Source organism: Pseudoroseicyclus tamaricis (assembly GCF_012070395.1).
Taxonomy (GTDB): Bacteria; Pseudomonadota; Alphaproteobacteria; order Rhodobacterales; family Rhodobacteraceae; genus Pseudoroseicyclus_A; species Pseudoroseicyclus_A tamaricis.
This window is the reverse complement of the sequence record NZ_JAAFYS010000003.1, coordinates 754,062-771,852: the sequence shown is the minus strand read 5'-3', so window position 1 is coordinate 771,852 and position 17,791 is coordinate 754,062. Positions and strand designations below refer to the sequence as shown.

The 17,791-nt window shown below is 70.0% G+C and carries 15 protein-coding genes; 11 read left to right on the top strand and 4 right to left on the bottom strand.

What is annotated here, in order from left to right:
• Positions 1–31: 31 nt before the first annotated feature.
• Together GY170_RS15625 and GY170_RS15620 are read right to left on the bottom strand one after the other, a co-directional pair.
• Positions 32–1,390 (bottom strand): hypothetical protein, encoded by a 1,359-nt coding sequence (locus tag GY170_RS15625; RefSeq protein WP_203531328.1) that lies wholly within the window; start codon positions 1,388–1,390, stop codon positions 32–34.
• A gap of 164 nt (positions 1,391–1,554) precedes the next feature.
• Positions 1,555–2,958: a hypothetical protein gene (locus tag GY170_RS15620; RefSeq protein ID WP_203531327.1), complete on the bottom strand. Its 1,404-nt coding sequence runs from the start codon at positions 2,956–2,958 to the stop codon at positions 1,555–1,557.
• Positions 2,959–3,340: 382 nt separating this feature from the next.
• Here GY170_RS15620 and GY170_RS15615 point away from each other — a divergent pair, with 382 nt between their 5' ends.
• From GY170_RS15615 to GY170_RS15600, 4 genes are all read left to right on the top strand, one after another.
• A complete protein-coding gene (locus tag GY170_RS15615; protein ID WP_163895271.1) occupies positions 3,341–4,327 on the top strand; it encodes a DNA topoisomerase IB in 987 nt (328 codons plus the stop codon).
• A 99-nt stretch (positions 4,328–4,426) separates the two neighbouring features.
• Complete coding sequence (locus GY170_RS15610; RefSeq protein WP_163895269.1) at positions 4,427–4,780, top strand: hypothetical protein; 354 nt, start codon at positions 4,427–4,429, stop codon at positions 4,778–4,780.
• Positions 4,777–6,684, top strand: coding sequence for a pyrroloquinoline quinone-dependent dehydrogenase (locus tag GY170_RS15605; protein ID WP_163895267.1), 1,908 nt, complete (start codon positions 4,777–4,779; stop codon positions 6,682–6,684). Before GY170_RS15610 ends, GY170_RS15605 begins: the two co-directional genes overlap by 4 nt.
• Before the next feature lie 325 nt (positions 6,685–7,009).
• Positions 7,010–8,077: a LysR family transcriptional regulator gene (locus GY170_RS15600; RefSeq protein ID WP_163895265.1), complete on the top strand. Its 1,068-nt coding sequence runs from the start codon at positions 7,010–7,012 to the stop codon at positions 8,075–8,077.
• 61 nt (positions 8,078–8,138) lie between these two features.
• Here GY170_RS15600 and GY170_RS15595 read toward each other — a convergent pair whose 3' ends face one another.
• Positions 8,139–8,963 (bottom strand): aldo/keto reductase, encoded by an 825-nt coding sequence (locus GY170_RS15595; protein WP_163895263.1) that lies wholly within the window; start codon positions 8,961–8,963, stop codon positions 8,139–8,141.
• A gap of 142 nt (positions 8,964–9,105) precedes the next feature.
• Here GY170_RS15595 and GY170_RS15590 point away from each other — a divergent pair, with 142 nt between their 5' ends.
• The 5 genes from GY170_RS15590 to GY170_RS15570 all read left to right on the top strand — a co-directional run bounded on the left by GY170_RS15590 (position 9,106) and on the right by GY170_RS15570 (position 14,526).
• Positions 9,106–9,927, top strand: coding sequence for an aldo/keto reductase (locus GY170_RS15590; protein ID WP_163895261.1), 822 nt, complete (start codon positions 9,106–9,108; stop codon positions 9,925–9,927).
• 9 nt (positions 9,928–9,936) lie between these two features.
• Positions 9,937–10,695, top strand: coding sequence for a sugar phosphate isomerase/epimerase family protein (locus tag GY170_RS15585; RefSeq protein WP_163895259.1), 759 nt, complete (start codon positions 9,937–9,939; stop codon positions 10,693–10,695).
• A gap of 173 nt (positions 10,696–10,868) precedes the next feature.
• Positions 10,869–11,903 (top strand): NAD(P)-dependent alcohol dehydrogenase, encoded by a 1,035-nt coding sequence (locus tag GY170_RS15580; protein ID WP_163895257.1) that lies wholly within the window; start codon positions 10,869–10,871, stop codon positions 11,901–11,903.
• A 19-nt stretch (positions 11,904–11,922) separates the two neighbouring features.
• The gene (locus tag GY170_RS15575) at positions 11,923–13,134 is read left to right on the top strand and encodes an MFS transporter (RefSeq protein WP_167803324.1); all 1,212 of its coding nucleotides are present in this window, start codon (positions 11,923–11,925) and stop codon (positions 13,132–13,134) included.
• 171 nt (positions 13,135–13,305) lie between these two features.
• Complete coding sequence (locus tag GY170_RS15570; protein WP_163895253.1) at positions 13,306–14,526, top strand: lytic murein transglycosylase; 1,221 nt, start codon at positions 13,306–13,308, stop codon at positions 14,524–14,526.
• A 457-nt stretch (positions 14,527–14,983) separates the two neighbouring features.
• On the opposite strand, the gene gnd is transcribed toward GY170_RS15570, so the two are convergent.
• Positions 14,984–16,426 (bottom strand): NADP-dependent phosphogluconate dehydrogenase, encoded by a 1,443-nt coding sequence (gene gnd, locus GY170_RS15565; RefSeq protein ID WP_163895251.1) that lies wholly within the window; start codon positions 16,424–16,426, stop codon positions 14,984–14,986.
• Positions 16,427–16,541: 115 nt separating this feature from the next.
• Here gnd and GY170_RS15560 point away from each other — a divergent pair, with 115 nt between their 5' ends.
• Together GY170_RS15560 and GY170_RS15555 are read left to right on the top strand one after the other, a co-directional pair.
• The gene (locus GY170_RS15560) at positions 16,542–17,291 is read left to right on the top strand and encodes a glucose 1-dehydrogenase (protein ID WP_163895249.1); all 750 of its coding nucleotides are present in this window, start codon (positions 16,542–16,544) and stop codon (positions 17,289–17,291) included.
• A complete protein-coding gene (locus tag GY170_RS15555) occupies positions 17,292–17,774 on the top strand; it encodes a gluconokinase (RefSeq protein ID WP_163895247.1) in 483 nt (160 codons plus the stop codon).
• Positions 17,775–17,791: the final 17 nt, after the last annotated feature.

Below are 17,791 nucleotides of genomic sequence, written 5' to 3'. Positions count from 1 at the left end.
CCGCCGCGGGGGCGGGCCCGGGGTTGTCGTCTCAGTCGAAGCCGAAGAGGCCCTCGGCCTCGGGCGGCTCCATGCCTTCCTCGAAATACTGCTCCCAGATCGCGGCCCAGGGCCGGCCGAACGCGTCGGGCAGCTGGTATTCGAAGGTGGCGCCGGGCTGGATGTTCTGCTGGAAGCCGTCGACCGGGAAGATCGTCGGCACACACTCGATGAAGACGTAAGGGTCGACCTCGTTGAGATCGCCGGTCTTCTGGATCGCGCGAACGAGGCGCACCGGCTCCACCAGCGCTTCCTCATCGTAGAGGATCGTCTCCTGCATCAGGCCGCGGAACTCGCCGTCTTCCTCCCATGGGGAGTAGATGTTGATGATCTGCAGGCTGTTGGAATACTCCGGCGCGCTGTGCACCGAGTAGCCCTGAATGTTGGACGTCCACGAGATGAGGGCGTCGTCATCCCAGAAGCCGACCGTCTCGCCGTACCAGCGCGGCACGGCGGCGCCGAGGCGCGGCGGGCCGTTGCCGTCGATGGTGAACTCGCGGTCCATCTGGACCTGGAAGAGGAAGTTGTCGGCCACGCCGCCCAGCACCGTCACCTGCTCGGGCGCCACCATGAAGTCATGGGACGTCATCGCCGGCCAGTGCCACATCCGCATGATGCCTTCCGGCCAGCAATAGGCCGCCGGCCACTGGTGCGCGTTGGTGACGCCGATGTGGTAGAGCTGCTGGACGTAGCGGGTCTGGTACTCCTCCGTCAGCAGCGACAGGATGGTGGGGACCTGGTTGACGTGCATGTTGTACCACAGCACGCGCCCGTCGTAGCCCTCGCCGGTCTCGAAGAGATTGCCGTAATCGTTGAGCGAGTAGCGGCCGTTCCAGTCGGGCGGCAGGTTCTCGCGGCTGTACTCGGTGGGGCCGCCGGCCTCCTCCGTCTCGGCCATCAGGGCCTCGTAATGCTCCTGCGCCGTGGCGAAGCCGTAGGGGCTGACGATCTCCTCGCGGGGGAAATCCGCGTCGCAATCGCCCCAGGGCGACTCCGGCGGGTTCTCGTTGTTGACGGGCGAGGTGTTGGGATAGGCGCCCCAGAGGTTCTCGATGACCATCGGCGAGTTGCAGCGGAAGTAGCGCGGGTCGCTCCAGCTCTCGCGGTCGGCGTAGAAATCGTCGGTGGTGAAAAGATCGACCTCCAGCGGCTCGACGCCCTCGGGCGGCTGGCGCTGGGGCTCCGCACCTCGATTGCCGATGTAGCTGCCGGCGCCGAAGACGGGGCTGGTTTTCTGGACCTCCCAGCCGCGGCCGACGCTTTCGGCCTCGTCCTGCGCCAGGGCGGGCAGGGCGGTCGTGCAGAACAGCGCGGCGATGGCGGCGCTGCCGGTCGTGATCGAAAGTCGCATCGGGGAACCTCCTCCCAAGATGAGTGACGGACGACCCGGGAGCCTCTGAAAGGCTCCCGCCTCCTCGGCCGTCCGTCTCCAGCCCCGGCCCGTCGGGCTTGGCCCCGGCCTGGGCAACGTGCCGGGGGGCGGTGCACCGCCCCCCGGAATCTCGGGGCCGGCCGTCAATCGAAGCCGAACAGACCTTCCTGCGCGGGCGGCTCGATCCCCATGGAGCGTTCCACCTCGTCCCAGGTCTGCGCCCAGGGGCGGCCGTACATGTCCGGCACGGTGTACTCGATGGTGGTGCCCGGCGAGACGGGCGACGCGGCGCCGCGCTCATCGGGGAAGAGCGTCTGGATGCACTCGACGAAGATGTAGGGGTCGATCTCGGGACCCACTTCGCTGAACTCGCCGATCTTCTCGAGGTTGCGAACGATGCGCACCGGCTGCAGCAGGGCGTCTTCGTCGTAGAAGATCGCCTCGTGGTCGATGCCTTCGAAGTTGCCCTCGTCATCGTAGCGCGACGAGTAGATCTCGATGGTCTGCATCTTGTTCGAGAACTCGAAGGCGTTGTGCACCTTCCAGCCCTGGATGTTCGACGTCCAGGTGATAAGCGACTCGCCGTCCCAGAAGCCGACGGTCTCGCCGTACCAGCGCGGCACGTCCTGCCCGAGGCGCGGCACCACGCCGTCCATCTTGAACTCGGCGCCGATGTTCACCTGCGTCAGGAAGTTGTCGGCGACGCCGGTGAGCACCTGCATCACGTCGGGCGCAACGATGACCTGGTGGCCGCGCACCGAATACTGGTGGAAGCGGCGCATGAAGCCTTCCGGCCAGCAGAACTGCGACTGCCACTGGGGCACGTTCGTGTTCGCCTGGTGGAATTGCTCGCGGACCATGCGGGTTTTGTACTCGTCGGTCAGCAGCGACAGGATCGTCGGGATCTGGTTAACGCGCATCCAGAACCAGCTGTCGGTGTTCTCCTGTCCGAGCGGCGACTGGTAGTAGCCCGTCCACTCGCCCGGCACCGTCTCGTAGGTGTGCTCGGTCGGGCCGCCGCGCTCCTCCGTCTCCGCCATCAGGGCTTCGTAATGCGCCTGCGCGGTGGTGAACTCGTAGGGGCTGACGATGCCCTCGACCGGATAGTCGGCGTCGCAATTGCCCCAGGCCGCGGTCGACGGGTCATCGTCGATCATCATCGGGTTGCCGTAGGCGCCACGCGAGGCTTCGAGCATCAGGGCGGCGTTGCAGCGGTAGTAGCGCGGGTCGTCCCAGAGCTCTTCGTCGTCGTAGAAGTTGTCGGTGGTGAAGACATCCGTCTCCAGCGGCTCGACACCCTCGGGCGGGCCTTCACCGGGGGCGGAGGCCATGATCTCGAGATTCTCGCCCTCGACGTTGCGGCGGCTGACGAAGCCGCTGCCGGGGCCGACGATCTCGTAGTCGCGAATGTCGGCGGCCAGCGGCGCGCCGCGGCCGACGCTCTCGAAGTCGATCTGCGGGTTGTCCTGGGCAAGTGCGGGGCTCAGCGTCAGCGCGCCGGCCACGGCCAGCACGGATGTCGCAATCCGGGTCCTCAGATGTCGCATGGTATCCTCCCTTGCATGCAACGGCCGGGCCGCGGGAACCTGCGGCTCGGTCAGTTCTTGGCAACACCGACGCGTCACCGGCGCGCCCCCTCCCCGGGGCGCTCCCGTCGCCGGCATACCGGCGCCAGGTGGCTTCGCGATCGGTGCTGCTCCTCCCGCCGAAAAGGATGCATGGGCAAGGTGGGGGGGAGTATAATCATCGGCAGGGTCATTATATCGAAAGTTGATGCAGACCCTCTGAAACCCGCCGGGGATTACTTCAAGCCCCTGAATAATTGGCAGTTTTTCGCGGTGCGAAAGATCGCGAGAGCGTGAGTCGGCGTGTGCGGCGGCGCGGCACCGGCGCCGGAACAAGGGGGCCGGCTCCGCGTTGAGACGCACCATGACCGCCCCAGAGACCCTCCCCCCGGACCTCGTCTACTACCCGGATGATCAGCCGGGGATCCGCCGCAAGCGGTGCGGGCGGGGCTTTTCCTACATCGGCCCCGATGGCACGCGGATCGACCGCGGCACCGAGCGGGCGCGCCTGCAGAAGCTCGCCGTCCCGCCGGCCTACGAGAACGTCTGGATCAGCCCGCTCCACAACGGGCACCTGCAGGCGACGGGAATGGATGTGCGCAAGCGCAAGCAGTACCGCTACCACCCCGACTGGTCCGCCGCGCGCTCGGAGACGAAGTTCGGCGCCTTGGCGGAGTTCGGCCGGGCGCTGCCCGCGATCCGCCGCCGCATCACCCGTGACCTCAGCCACGAGGCGGGCGACAGGGATTTCGCCCTCGCCGCCGCCGCGCTGCTGATCGACAGGCTCGCGCTGCGCGTCGGCAACGATGCCTACCTGAAGGCCAACGGCTCCTACGGGGCGCTGACGCTGAAACGCCAGCACGTGCGGCTGAAGGACGACGGGCTGCACATCTCCTTCACCGCGAAGGGGGGCAAGAAGGTCCGCCGCCGCGTGTCGGACCGCAAGCTGCAGCGGGTGCTGGAGCGGGCGCGGGACCTGCCGGGCGCCGAGCTGCTCGTCTGGGTGGACAAGCATGGCGAGCGGCACCGCGTCGGCTCTGCCGAGCTCAACGCCTATCTCGCCGACGCCTCGCACGGGGTGACGGGCGTGACGGCGAAGACCTTCCGCACATGGGCCGGCACCCGCGCCGCCTTCGAGGCGGCCGAAGGGGCGGAGCGGTTGAGCATCAAGCTGATGGCGGAGGCCGCGGCGGATGAGCTGGGCAACACGCCCACCATCGCCCGCAACAGCTACATCCACCCCGACGTCCTGTCGCTGGCGGAGGAGCGGGTCACGTTCCCGCCGGAGGTGGAGCTGACTGGGCTGCACGCCGCCGAGCGCCGCCTCCTCGCCTTCCTCGAACGGGAGTGAGGCGACGCTGCAGCGCAGCGTCATGCAAGTTTGAGGGGAACTTGCGGCGCCTGCCGCTCGTTCGACCTTCTAAGGCCGGCAGGTAGGGGAACGGAACGCATGTCACGCACCATTGCGATTGTGCTGATGGCAGGGGGTGCGCTCGTCGCGCTGGCCCTGTGCATCTATCTTTATTTCGAGCCTTTGAGCGGGGTGAGCGATACACCCGCGCCGCTGCTCACCGGCTTCGGGGCGCTCTGCATCCTGATCGTGACCTTCATCCTCGCGCGGCTGACGCACGGGGGCTGGCGCGTCCTTCTCATCATCCTGACAGCGCTGGCGCTGATCCTCTCGGCCGTGGCGGCCGTCTTCATGATGCACGCCGAGGTGGCCATCGCCCTCGTCGTCTCCGCCGCCGGCTTCCTCTTCCTGCTGGCCTATCAGCAGACGCACCGCCAGGAGAGCCGCGCATGACCCGCCTCACGTTTGCCGCCGTCGCCCTCGCCGCCCTCGCGCCGGCCGCCCCGCTCCTCGCGCAGGAGGGCGACTGGCCCACCTTCAACGGCAACCTCGCCGCGCAGAAATACTCCCCCGCCACCCAGATCACGCCGGAGAACGTCGGCGACCTGGAGCTGGCGTGGGAATTCGAGACGGGCGACGTCTCCGACGGGTCGGGCGAGCTGCCCACCTCCGTCTGGTCGGCGACGCCGATCCTCGCCAACGACACGCTCTACCTCGGCACGCCCTTCTACCGCGTCTTCGCGCTCGACCCGGGCACGGGGGAGGTCCGCTGGTCCTACAACACCGACTCGACGCTGGAGGCGCTGACGCAGCCGGCGCTGAAGAGCCGGGGCGTGACCTACTGGGAGGCGGAGACCCCGGTGGAGGGGGAGCCTTGCCAGAAGCGCGTCTACATGGGGACGATGGATTCCGAGCTCCACGCGCTCGACGCCGACACGGGCGAGCTCTGCACCGATTTCGGTGACGACGGCATCCTGCTCGTGAACAAGTGGAACGACGTCAACGCCGAGTGGCCGCTCTCGCTCCTCCAGCCGCCGACGGCCTATGGCGATCAGCTCTTCGTTGGATGGGCGGGGGCCGACTGGGAGTATTCCGTCGCCTCCCCCGGCACCGTCTTCGCCATCGACGCCCGCACCGGCGAGCGCAACTGGCAGGTGGATTTCATCCCCCGCGAGATCCGTGACCGCACCGGCACCGCCAACGTCTGGGCTTCGATGAGCGTCGACGAGGAGCGGGGCATCCTCTACCTGCCCGTCTCCTCCCCCAGCCCGAACTACTACGGCGGCATGCGCACCGAGCCCATCGAGCTGGCTACCTCCGTCACCGCCGTCGACACCGAGACGGGTGAGATCATCTGGTCCCGCCAGCTCGTCCACCACGACATCTGGGATTACGACACCGGCTCCGCCCCGACGCTGGTGGACCTGCAGGTGAACGGCGAGACGGTGCCGGCGCTCGTGCAATCGACCAAGCAGTCGATGCTCTACGTCCTCAACCGCGAGACGGGGGAGCCGATCTTCGATTACGAGGAGCGCCCTGTCCCCGCCAGCGACATCGAGGGGGAGGAGGCCGCGCCGACGCAGCCCTTCTTCATGACGCCGCCGCCGAGCCATGACTTCGAGAGCTATCCCGAGATGTCGACGCTGGCGAACCTCGTCTCCTTCGGCCAGTGCGCCGACATGATCGATGGGATGCGGTACGAGGGGCTCTTCACCCCGCCCTCGCTGGAGGGGACGATCGTCTATCCCGGTACGGCCGGCGGGATGCAGTGGGGCGGCGGCGCGCTCGACCCCGAGACGAACCGCTACTACGTCAACACCTCCAAGGTTGTGCAGACGCTCACGCTCATCCCCCGCGAGGAGTATGACGAGCTGCAGGGCGGCTCGGGCAACGAGCAGGGCCTCTACCCGCAGATCGGCTCGCCCTACGGCTTCCGCCTGCTCAACTGGGTGACGGACAACGGCCTTCCCTGCTGGAAGCCGCCCTACGGCACGCTGCTGGCCTATGACCTCAAAACCGGAGAGATGCTCTGGGAGGTGCCGCTCGGCCGCTCCAAGAAGTGGGGTTTCTTCGGGCCGGCCGGCTGGGGCTCGCCCAACATCGGCGCCCCGGTGATCACGGCCGGCGGTGTCCTCTTCATCGGCTCGACGATGGATGCGCGCGTCCACGCCATCGACCCGCGGGACGGCACGGAGCTGTGGTCGGATCACGTGGAGGCACCCTCGGTCGCCAACCCGGCGGTCTACACCTACGAGGGGCGCCAGTACGTGGCCTTCGTCGCCGGCGGCAACACCATCCTCTCGCCCGAGGTGGGGGATCAGATCGCGGTCTACGCCCTGCCGCTGGACGACGACTGAGCCGCCCCGGAATTGAGGCGCAGGGGCCCGGCGGCGGAGGCGCTGCCGGGCCCTTGCTGCGACCTGCGGTCGCACCATGTTCCCCTATGCGACGGATTGTGATCTTCTATGCGGCAGGAGCGGGAAGACAGATCCGCTCCCTTGCTGCCAATAGGGGAGGATTGGCCGTGACCTCGATGATGTTGCAACGCCCCCGCGTTGCGGCCCTGTGCCGCAGTCGCTACGTGGGCCCGTTACGCGTTTACCCGACGACCTCGCTCCAGCCACCGCCGGCGAGCCCGGCCCTCCCCATGCCTGGACAGGGCCCGGGGGAGGGAAACCCCTTATGAGCAACCTCACAACCGGCCTGCGCCCGGGCACCGCCAGCAGCGTCGACATCAAGTTCCGCCAGCTGGAGATCTTCTACGGCGTCGTCGTCGCCGGCACGATCACCCGTGCCTCGCAGCGCATCGGCCTCAGCCAGCCCTCCATCAGCCAGCAGCTCGCCAAGCTGGAGGAGACGCTGGGGGCCCGCCTGATCGAGCGCAACCGCACCGGCACCGTGGCGCTGACGCCGGCGGGGGAATTCTGGTTCCGCCACGCCGAAGACATGCTGCGCGAGATGCAGTCGGTGCTGCGCGAGCATGAGCAGCGCTTCCGCAACGGCTCCGTCGTGCTGCGCATGGGGATCACGCCGGCGATGCGCGGCACCTTCGTGATGGCCGCCGCCAAGATCGCCATGCGGGAGACGGATTTCGCCAAGTTCGAGGTGGTCTACGACCTCAACTCCTCCGCGCTCTTCGAGCAGCTCAGGATGCACAAGGTCAACGTCGCCATCCTCGCCTCCGAGGTGCTGGGGGCCGAGGCCTCCTCCTTCGCGGTCGACCAGCTCTACGAGGATCATATCGCCCTCGCCGTGCCCGCCACGGTGAGCGAGGACGACCTGCGCTACGCCTTCTCTCCCGGCGCCGAGCCCGATCGCATCCGCCCCGAGCTGCTGCGCTACGTGGAGATCGACGGCTCGGTGCCGACGCGCGCCCCCTCCGACGAGTGGTACCGGACGCACCTGCCGGCGGCGATGGGCAGCTTCGGGGCGCCGAGCTTCACCGTGGCTGCGAGCTTCGTCGCCGAGGGGCTGGCGACGGCGCACCTGCCCATCTCCACCGCCGCGCACCTGCCCGCCACGATGCGCCAGCAGATGCGGCTCTACGTGCTGCCGGGGATGTCGCGGAAGGTGGTGATCGCCATGCGCAAGCACCTGCTGACCCACGGCACCTATGCCCGCATCTTCCGCGGCATCGTCGATTTCTGCCAGACGGAGCTGTCGCGCACGATGGCGGAGACGGGCGCCGCCCCGGTCTGCCCGCTCATCGATGGCGGCGCGGCGGGGGCGGCCTCTCACGCGGCGGAGTAGGCCGGGGGGCGGAAACCATAGGGTTTCCGCTTGCGCAGTCCACATGGACTGCGCCGCCCGCTCAGTCCCACTCGGGCGCTGTCTCCGGGTCGATCCGCCGGCCGACATCCGGGATGGAGTCGATGGTGGCGATCTCGTCCTCCGTCAGGGAGAGCTCCAGCGCCCCCATGTTCTCGCGCGCCCGCTCGGGCTTCGAGGTGGTGGGGATGGCGCAATACCCCTTCGCCAGCTCCCACGCGAGCGCCACCTGCGCCGGGGTGGCGCCGCGCGCCTCGGCGATGGCGGTGATCTCGGCATCCTCGCCCATGCGCCCGCCGGCGATGGGCTGGTAGCAGACGACGCCGATCCCGGCGTCCTGGCACCAGTCGGCGAGCGTCCGGTTCTTGAAGAGCGGGTTCAGCTCCACCTGGTTGCAGGCGATCTCCCCCTCGCCGAGGATGGCGGTCGCCTCCTTCAGTAGGGCGATGGGGAAGTTCGACACGCCGATGTGCCGCGTCAGCCCCCGCGCCTTCGCCTCTGCCAGCTGGCGGAGGTAGACCTCCAGCGGCACCTCGCCATTGGGCGACGGCCAGTGGATCAGCGTCAGGTCGACCGCCTCCATCTCCAGCTGGCGCAGGCTCTCCTCCAGCGACGGGATCAGCTTGCCCTCGCCGAAATTGGCCGGGTCGATCTTCGTCACCACGAAGAGCTCATCGCGCGGCAGCCCGCTGCGGCGGACGGCCTCGCCCACCTCCGCCTCGGTGCCATAGGCCTGCGCCGTGTCGATGTGCCGGCAGCCGGACTCGATGGCGGCAAGGATCGGGGCGATGCCGTCCTCGCCCTTGCGTCGCACGGTGCCGAAGCCGAGGGCGGGGATGCCGGCGGGGCCGGGTAGCGTCTTGACCATGTGCTTGTCTCCTTCTTCCGCCTCAGGTGGCCCGGCGGGCGGGCCTGTCCACCGGGCCTGTCCACCGCAGGGGGCGGCTGGACATCCCGGAGCGCGAGGTTAGCTTGCCCGGCAAGTATTGTCAGACAATAGGGGAGGGGACATGACCGCGACGGATCGTATCGGGGTGCTGCCACGCATCGGCTACGGCACCTGGCAGCGCAACGGCGACGAGGCCCGCGCCTGCACCAGCGCGGCGCTCGAGGCCGGCTATCGCCACATCGACACGGCGGAGGGCTACGGCAACGAGGAGTCCGTGGGCACCGCCATCAAGGAGAGCGGCCTCGCCCGCGACGCGCTCTTCGTCACCACCAAGGTCAAGCCCGAGCATCTGGGCCCGGGGCAGGTGCGCCCGGCCGCCGAGGCCTCGCTGGAGCGGCTGGGGCTGGAGCGGGTGGACCTGCTGCTCGTCCACTGGCCCTCCGTCGGCGACGAGTACGCCATCGAGGATTACCTCGGCCAGTTCGCCGCGGTGAAGGAGGCGGGGCTGACGACGCATATCGGCGTCTCCAACTTCACCAAGCGGCACATGGACCGGGCGGTGGAGATTCTCGGGGCGGAGAACATCGCCACCAACCAGGTGGAGATCCATCCTTTGATGCAGAACCGGCCCATCGTCGAGCACTGCCGCGCGCTCGGCATCCCCAACACCGCCTATTGCCCGCTCGCCCGCGGCGAGGTCATGGGCAACGCGGTGATGGAGCAGATCGCCGGGGCGCATGACGCGACCGTCGCGCAGGTGACGCTCGCCTTCCTTCTGGCGGAAGGGCACGTCGTCATCCCCACGTCGTCGAAGCCGGAGCATATCGCCGCCAACCTGCGCGCGCTGGACCTCAGCCTGACAGAGGCGGAGATGGAAGATATCCGGGGCCTCGACGAGGGCCGCCGGCTTGTGAGCGGCTCCTGGGCCCCAGAATTCGATTAAGAGGCAGACATGACAGACTATAACTACCAGCTTTATTCTTCCCGCAATTTCGGCCCGCTGGGCGAGACGCTCAAGATGCTCGCCGCCTATGGCTACAAGGGCGTCGAGGGCTACGGCGGCCTCTACGCCGACAAGGACAAGACCGACGAGCTGATGCGTCTTCTCGGCGACACCGGGCTCTCCATGCCGACGGGGCATTTCGGCTTCACGCAGGTACGCGACGATTCGGGCCGGGTGCTGGACATCGTGAAGCAGACGGGGATGGAGGCGGTCGTCGTGCCCGCCATCCCCGCCGACGAGCGGGTCAAGGACGCCGCCGGCTGGGCCGCCTTCGGGCGCGAGCTGGCGGAGGCGGGCAAGCCCTACTGGGACGCCGGGCTCACCTTCGGCTGGCACAACCACGCCTTCGAGTTCGCCGATATCGAAGGGGCGGAGAAGCCGCTGGACCTGATCCTGGCCGCCGATGACCGGCTGGCGCTGGAGATGGACGTGGCCTGGGTGGCGGTCTCGGGCGAGGACCCGGAGACGTGGATCGCCAAGTACGGCGACCGGATCGTCGCGGCCCACGTCAAGGACATCGCTCCCCCCGGCTCGGCGCCCGACGAGGATGGCTGGGCCGATGTCGGCCACGGCACCCTCAACTGGCCCTCGCTCATGCAGGCGCTCAAGACCCGGACCAACGCCCGCTGGTTCGTCATGGAGCATGACAACCCCGCCGACGACGACCGCTTCGCCCGCCTCTCCATCGAGGCCGGCAAGTCGCTCTGAGACGGGCCGGGGCGGGCTCCATGACCGGTGCCCGCCCCGGGTCTGCCCTCCGGCCCCGCGCCCACGCCGCCCGCATTGAGGGCGGCGTGGGGCAGGGCTAAGAGGGATTGTCTGACAACCCCGCGGGGATTGCCGGGCGGATCAACCGAATTGCTGAGAGAAGAGGTGTGGCCATGGCGCGGGCGCTGGTGCTGGAAGAGAAGGGGCGGCTGGCCCTGCGCGAGATCGAGCTGAAGGTCGAGCCGGGCCCCGGCGAGGTGGCGATCGACATCGACACCGTCGGCATCTGCGGCAGCGACGTGCATTACTACACCCACGGCCGTATCGGCCATTTCGTCGTCGAGGCTCCGATGGTGCTGGGGCACGAGGCCGCCGGCACCGTCTCCGCCCTGGGCGAGGGCGTGACGGGCCTCTCCGTGGGTGACCGCGTCTGCATGGAGCCGGGCGTGCCCGACCCGCGCAGCCGGGCGAGCCGGCTGGGCATGTACAACGTCGACCCCGCCGTCACCTTCTGGGCCACCCCGCCGATCCACGGCTTGCTGACGCCACGCGTGACGCACCCGGCCGAGTACTGCTTCAAGCTGCCGGATCACGTCAGCTTCGCCGAGGGCGCGATGGTCGAGCCCTTCGCCATCGGCATGCAGGCGGCGGCGAAGGCGGGGATCACGCCGGGCGACACCGCCGCCGTCATCGGCGCCGGGCCCATCGGCATCATGGTGGCCCTCGCGGCCCTCGCCGGCGGCTGCGCGCGGGTGATCGTGGCGGACCTTTCGGCCGAGAAGCTGGCCATCGCCGCCGCCTACGACGGGATAGAGACGGTGGATATCCGCGAGCGGCCGCTGGCGGAGACCGTGGCCGAGGCGACCGGTGGCTGGGGGGCGGATATCGTCTTCGAATGCGCCGGCGCCCCGCCGGCCTATGCGACCATGTTCGACAGCCTGCGCCCCGGCGGCACGGCGGTGCTCGTCGGCCTGCCGGTGGAGCCGGTGCCCTTCGACACCAACGCCGCCATCGCGCGCGAGGCGACGATCCGCACCGTCTTCCGCTATGCCAACGTCTTCGACCGGGCCGTGGCGCTCATCGCCTCCGGCAAGGTGGACCTGACGCCGCTGATCTCCGCCACCTTCCCCTTCGAGGAGAGCGTTTCTGCCTTCGAGCGGGCGGCGGAGGGGCGGGCGAGCGACGTCAAGCTGCAGATCAAGCTGTGAGAGCGGGGCGGCGCCCGTGATGGCCTCCCTGGCGGAGCGCCTGCGCATCGGGCCGGAGCATCGGGCCGTCGCCCGCTTTTACATCACGCTCTACATGGTGCCGGCGGTCGTCGCGACCTACCTGCCGATCTGGCTGGAGAACCGCGGCCTCAGCGACAGCCAGATCGGCTATTTCACCGCCCTGCCCATGCTGGCAATGCTGCTCACCGCCGTCTTCTTCGGCCGGCTCGCCGATAGGGCGCGCGACTGGAAGCGGGCCATCGTCCTCGGCCACGGGCTCGCCTTCGCAGCCACCGTGCCGCTCTTCTTCGCCGCGGGGTGGAGCCTCTGGCCGCTGCTGGCGCTATGGATGCTGACGACCGTACCGGCCGGCCTCGTGGGCCCGGTGGGGGACGCCGCCTCGATCCGCCTGTCGCGCCGCAAGGGCTTCTCCTTCGGCGTGGTGCGGGGGCTGGGGACGGTGGGCTTCCTCTCCATCTGCCTCGTCACCGGCTGGGCGGCGTCGCGCTGGGGGGATGACGCCTTCCTCTGGCTGCTGCTGGTCGCCGGAGCGCTGCGCTTTTTGCACTCCGCCCGCCTGCCGAGGATGCGCGAGGCGGGGGCGGAGCGGCCCACCGGCAAGGGCGGGCTCCTCTCGGCGGAGCTGATCGGGCAGCTGAAGCTGTGGATCCTGCTGCCGCTGATCGGCGGGGCGGTGATCTTCGCCACGCACATGGTGATGAACGCCTATTCCGCCCTCGTCTGGAAGCAGCAGGGCATCCCCGAAGAGACGATCGGTGCGCTCGTGGCGCTGGGCGCCGGGGCGGAGGCCGTGACGATGCTCGCCTGGGCGGGGCTGGAGAAGCGCTTCTCCGCACGCACGCTCATCCTCCTCGCGGCGTTGACGTCGGTGCTGCGCTGGGCGGTCATGGCCTTCGCGCCGCCGGTCTGGGTGCTGGTGCCGCTGCAGCTGTTGCAGAGCATCACCTTCACCGGCTCTCTGCTCGGTTGCCTCTACTTCATCGCCAACCGCACCGACGAGCGGGTGGCGGCGGAGGCGCAGAGCCTCTTCGGCGTGATGCAGCAGGGCGGCTCGGTGATGATCGTCGCGGGTTTCGGCCTGCTCTACCAGGCCTTCGGGGCGAGCGCCTTCCTCGGCAGCGCGCTGGCCTGCGCGCTGGTGGTGCCGATGGTGCTGGCCAGCTTTCGTCTGCAGCGTAGCGAGGACAGCCCCGCCGCCGCGCCCGGCTGAGGGCGCACCCCCGCCGGCCGCGCTCCCGCCCGCCCACCCCGGGCGCCCGGCGGGGGCTCCTCTCCCCCACCTGCCGGCGTTCACGTGCCGATCACGGGCCGTTGACGCGCTCGTGTAGGTCCGCGGCCGGCGCGCCCGCTACGTCTGTCCGGGACATAAGGGGTGCTTTTGATGCGTGACTTGTCTTTGGCCGTGCTGGCCACCATCGTGGCTCTGGCCGGCTGCGGGATGTCCGCGCGGCCAGCCGAGACGACATCGGGGGGAGGCGTCGAGATCGTTCAGAATGCCGCCTTCGACGCCTGGCTCACCGGCTTCCGCCCCCGCGCCCTCGCCGCGGGCCTGCCGGAGCCCGTGGTGTCGCGGGCGCTCGGCGGCGCCGGCTACATCCCCGAGGTGATCGAGAAGGACCGCAACCAGGCGGAGAGCAACCTCACCTACGCCGCCTACTTCGCCCGCATCGTCAGCGAGGAGCGCGTCGCCAACGGGCGGGCGGCGCTGCGCGCCCGTGAGGCGGCCTTCCGGGGGCTGGAGGCGCAATACGGCGTGCCGGCGGGCGTCGTCGCCGCCATCTGGGGGATGGAGAGCGCCTACGGCACGCGGCGCGGCGACTTCCCCGTCGTCTCCGCCCTCGCCACGCTGGCCCATGACGGCCGTCGGGGGGCCTTCTTCGAGGGGCAGCTCATTGACGCGCTGCGCATCATCGCCGCCGGAGAGGTGAGCCCGGAGCGGATGCTCGGCTCTTGGGCCGGCGCGATGGGGCACACGCAGTTCATCCCTTCCTCCTACCTGTCGCTGGCGGTGGACGGCACCGGCGACGGGCGGCGCGACATATGGGGCGACGACCCGACGGATGCGCTCGCCTCCACCGCCAACTACCTCGCCCGCAGCGGCTGGCGCACGGGCGAGCCCTGGGGGCTCGAGGTGCGTCTGCCCTCCGGCTACGCCGGCCCGACCGGGGCGCGGAGTGCCGGCGACTGGGCGGCGCTGGGCGTGGCGCGCGCCGATGGCGGGGCGCTCGGGGGGCTGCCGGAGGGGCGGCTCTTCCTGCCGACGGGGGCCGAGGGGCCGGCGTTCCTCGTCTTCCGCAACTTCGACGTCATCAAGCGCTACAACAACGCCGATATCTACGCGCTGGCGGTCGGGCATCTCTCCGACCGGCTGGCGGGGGCGGGAGGGCTGCGGGTGCAGTTCCCCGGGGCCGAGGAGATCCTCAGCCCGCCCGAGCTGCGCGAGCTGCAGGAGCGGCTGACTGCGCGGGGCTACGACACCGGCGGCGTGGACGGGATGATGGGCGGCGACACCGAGGCGGCGGTGCGGGCCTACCAGACGGCCGAGGGGCTGCTGGCGGACGGCCGGGCGACCCCGGCGCTTCTGGCGCGACTGCGGCGGTAGGAGGCGGGCGCAACGCCCGAGCTGCTCCCCCGCCTGGTGCTCGCTCTGCGTGCGGGTGGTGCGCGGCGGTTAGGCGCGGAGGTGGGTTCGAAACCCACCCTACGAGGGTGACTGGCTTGAGCTGCTCCCCCGCCCGGTACGCGCCAAGGGCGCAGGGCGAGCGCCGGCCCGTCCCGCGGGCTGGCGCTGTGTTTGGACTTGGTGCTCAGCGGGGGCCGGAGAGGTGGTGGCCGCCATAATGCGCGTCGGCTCGGACACCGGAGCGCCACCCCACGGGCCGGCGCTCGCCCTGCGTGCGGGCGGTGCGTGGGGTTCGGAGGGGAAGGTGGGTTGGAAACACCCCCTACGAGGGCGACCGGTTCCGCCCTTTCCGCGCCGAAGGGCAGGGCAAGGGCAGGCCCCGTTCCGGGGGGCTGTCTGCCCCCCGGAAGGTACCTCACATAAAGCGCGAGCCCGGTCAGCCCTGCTTGCCGGAGGTGTCGTCGGGGTTGGCGGCGGCGTCGGCCCAGGGGCCGTGCTGGCCGGTGGTGCCGTCGTCGAGGCGGGCGAAGCCGTGCAGGCCGAAGAAATCGCGCTGGCCCTGGATCATGTTCGCCGTGCCGCGCGCCGTGCGCATCTGGTCGAAATAGGCGAGGCCGGAGGAGAGGGCCGGCACCGCGAGGCCATGGGCGGTGGCCATCGAGACGACCTCGCGCAGGGCGTGCTGCGTCCGCTTGACGTGCGCCGCGAAGAAGGGCGCGAAGAGCAGGTTGCGGTCCGGGTCCTCCGCCAGGGCGTCGGCCATGTCGTTGAGCATCGCCGAGCGGATGATGCAGCCCTCGCGCCATACGCGGGCGATGGCCGGCAGGTCCAGCGTCCAGCCGAACTGGCGGGCGGCGGCGGCGATCATCGTGAAGCCCTGCGCATAGCACATGATCTTGCCGCAGATCAGCGCCTCCTCCAACAGCGCCGGCTCCAGCGCGCCCTCGGGCAGCGGCTTGGGGGCGGCGCCGAAGAGGCTCTCGCCCGTCGCGCGCTCCTCCCGCCGGGCGGAGAGGTTGCGGGCGACCACGGCCGCCTCGATGGCGGGGACGGGCGCGGCGAGGTGCTGCGCCTCGATCACCGTCCAGCGGCCGGTGCCCTTCTGCCCCGCGGCGTCGACGATGACCTCGAGGAGCGGGCCGCCCGTCGCGGCGTCGGTCGCGGCGGCGACCTTGGCGGAGATCTCGACGAGGTAGCTCTGCAGCACCCCCTCGTTCCAGCCGGCGAAGACGGGGGCGATGTCCGGGGCGGACATGCCGTGGCCGTCGCGCAGGATGCCGTAGGTCTCGGCGATCATCTGCATGTCGGCATACTCGATGCCGTTGTGGACGGTCTTCACGAAGTGGCCCGCGCCGGATTCGCCCATCCACGCTGCGCAGGGGGCGCCCTCGTACTTGGCGGAGATCGCCTCGAGGATCGGCGCGACGCGGTCCCAGTGCTCGCGCTTGCCGCCGCCCATGATGGAGGGCCCGTGGCGCGCGCCCTCCTCGCCGCCGGAGACGCCCATGCCGAGGAAGGGGCCGCCCGAATCGGCGGTGCGCCGGATGGTGTCGTGGAAATTGGCGTTGCCGGCGTCGATGATCAGGTCGTCCGCGTCCAGCAGCGGGCGGAGCTTCGCGATCATGTCGTCCACCGGGTCTCCCGACGGGATCATCAGGATGATGGCGCGCGGCGTGCTCAGCGAGGCGACCAGATCCTCCAGCGTATCGGCGGGATGGATGCGGGCGCCGAGCTCTCCGGCCTGCTTGCGGAACTCGTGGGGCCGGTCTGACTTGCGGTTCCAGACCGCGATGTCGAAGCCCTTCTCGGCGATGTTCAGGCTGAGGGCCGCGCCCATCGTGCCGAGGCCGACGAGGCCGATATCTGCTTGTCTGTCCATGTGGGCGCTCCTTTTGCCCCCTAGATGGGGCCAAAGGCGGGAACAGGCAACGCCCGACCGGCTTGACACCGGGGGGCGGGGGCTGTCGGCTCCTCCGCGACAGAGGGAGGATGCCATGGACCTGTTCGACCTGACCGGCCGCCGCGCGCTGATCACCGGCGCCAGCCGCGGCATCGGGCATGCGCTCGCCAAGGGGCTGGCCGCGGCTGGCGCCGAGGTGGTGCTCAACGGCCGCAACGAGGCGGCGCTGGAGGAGGCGGCGGCCGCCATCCCCGGCGCGCGCACGCTGGCCTTCGACGTGGCCGATCGCGCCGCCGTCTCCGCCGCCGTGACGCTCTTCGAGGAGGAGGTCGGCGCGATCGACATCCTCGTCAACAACGCCGGCGTGCAGCACCGGGCGCCGCTGGAGGCCTTCCCGCCGGAGGAGTTCGCCCGGCTGATGGAAATCAACGTGACCGGGGTCTTCAACGTCTCGCAATGCGTGGCGCCGCATATGCTGGCGCGCGGGCGGGGGCGGATCATCAACGTCGCCTCCGTCAACTCGATGCTCGCCCGGCCCACCATCGCGCCCTACACGGCGACGAAGGGGGCGGTGGCGAACCTTACCAAAGGCATGGCGACGGACTGGGGGCGCCGCGGCCTCAACTGCAATGCCATCGCGCCGGGCTATTTCGAGACCGAGCTGAACCGCGCCCTGCGGGACGATCCGGAGTTCCACGGCTGGCTGCAGGGGCGCGTGCCGCAGGGCCGCTGGGGACAGGTGGACGAGCTGGCCGGCGCCTGCATCTTCCTCGCCTCCGACGCCGCGAGCTACGTCAACGGCCTGACGCTCTACGTCGACGGCGGCCTGACGGCGAGCGTCTAGATGCGCGTCGTGGTCATGGGCGTCTCCGGCTGCGGGAAGTCGACGCTGGGCGCGGATCTGGCGCAGTTGCTGGGCGGGCGCTTCATCGAGGGCGACGCGCTGCACCCCGAAGCCAACCGGGCGAAGATGGCGGCCGGCATCCCGTTGACGGACGAGGATCGCTGGCCGTGGCTCGACAGGGTCGCCGGGGTGCTGGCGTCGGAGGAGCCGCCGGTGATCGCCGCCTGCTCGGCACTGAAGCGGGCCTACCGCGACCGGCTGCGCGCCGGGGCGGGGCCGCTGACGTTCCTCTGGATGGACGGCTCCTACGAGCTGATCGTCGGGCGCATGGCGCTGCGGAAGGGGCACTACATGCCGACGTCGCTGCTTCAGAGCCAGTTCGAGGCGCTGGAACCGCCGGGCCCCGGGGAGGCGGTCCGCCTCGACATCTCGGAGGGGCGGGAGGCGCTGCTGGCCGAGGCGCTGAGGCAGCTCGGCCAGTAGGGGCGGCCCCGGCCGCT

What these genes read in the sequence shown, in the direction of transcription:
- GY170_RS15605 (WP_163895267.1), top strand. Translation starts at nt 4,777, where the DNA reads ATGACCCGCCTCACGTTTGCCGCCGTCGCCCTCGCCGCCCTCGCGCCG.
- GY170_RS15600 (WP_163895265.1), top strand. Translation starts at nt 7,010, where the DNA reads ATGAGCAACCTCACAACCGGCCTGCGCCCGGGCACCGCCAGCAGCGTC.
- GY170_RS15625 (WP_203531328.1), bottom strand. Translation starts at nt 1,390, where the DNA reads ATGCGACTTTCGATCACGACCGGCAGCGCCGCCATCGCCGCGCTGTTC.
- GY170_RS15615 (WP_163895271.1), top strand. Translation starts at nt 3,341, where the DNA reads ATGACCGCCCCAGAGACCCTCCCCCCGGACCTCGTCTACTACCCGGAT.
- GY170_RS15610 (WP_163895269.1), top strand. Translation starts at nt 4,427, where the DNA reads ATGTCACGCACCATTGCGATTGTGCTGATGGCAGGGGGTGCGCTCGTC.
- GY170_RS15580 (WP_163895257.1), top strand. Translation starts at nt 10,869, where the DNA reads ATGGCGCGGGCGCTGGTGCTGGAAGAGAAGGGGCGGCTGGCCCTGCGC.
- gnd (WP_163895251.1), bottom strand. Translation starts at nt 16,426, where the DNA reads ATGGACAGACAAGCAGATATCGGCCTCGTCGGCCTCGGCACGATGGGC.
- GY170_RS15620 (WP_203531327.1), bottom strand. Translation starts at nt 2,958, where the DNA reads ATGCGACATCTGAGGACCCGGATTGCGACATCCGTGCTGGCCGTGGCC.
- GY170_RS15555 (WP_163895247.1), top strand. Translation starts at nt 17,292, where the DNA reads ATGCGCGTCGTGGTCATGGGCGTCTCCGGCTGCGGGAAGTCGACGCTG.
- GY170_RS15595 (WP_163895263.1), bottom strand. Translation starts at nt 8,963, where the DNA reads ATGGTCAAGACGCTACCCGGCCCCGCCGGCATCCCCGCCCTCGGCTTC.
- GY170_RS15560 (WP_163895249.1), top strand. Translation starts at nt 16,542, where the DNA reads ATGGACCTGTTCGACCTGACCGGCCGCCGCGCGCTGATCACCGGCGCC.
- GY170_RS15585 (WP_163895259.1), top strand. Translation starts at nt 9,937, where the DNA reads ATGACAGACTATAACTACCAGCTTTATTCTTCCCGCAATTTCGGCCCG.
- GY170_RS15575 (WP_167803324.1), top strand. Translation starts at nt 11,923, where the DNA reads ATGGCCTCCCTGGCGGAGCGCCTGCGCATCGGGCCGGAGCATCGGGCC.
- GY170_RS15590 (WP_163895261.1), top strand. Translation starts at nt 9,106, where the DNA reads ATGACCGCGACGGATCGTATCGGGGTGCTGCCACGCATCGGCTACGGC.
- GY170_RS15570 (WP_163895253.1), top strand. Translation starts at nt 13,306, where the DNA reads ATGCGTGACTTGTCTTTGGCCGTGCTGGCCACCATCGTGGCTCTGGCC.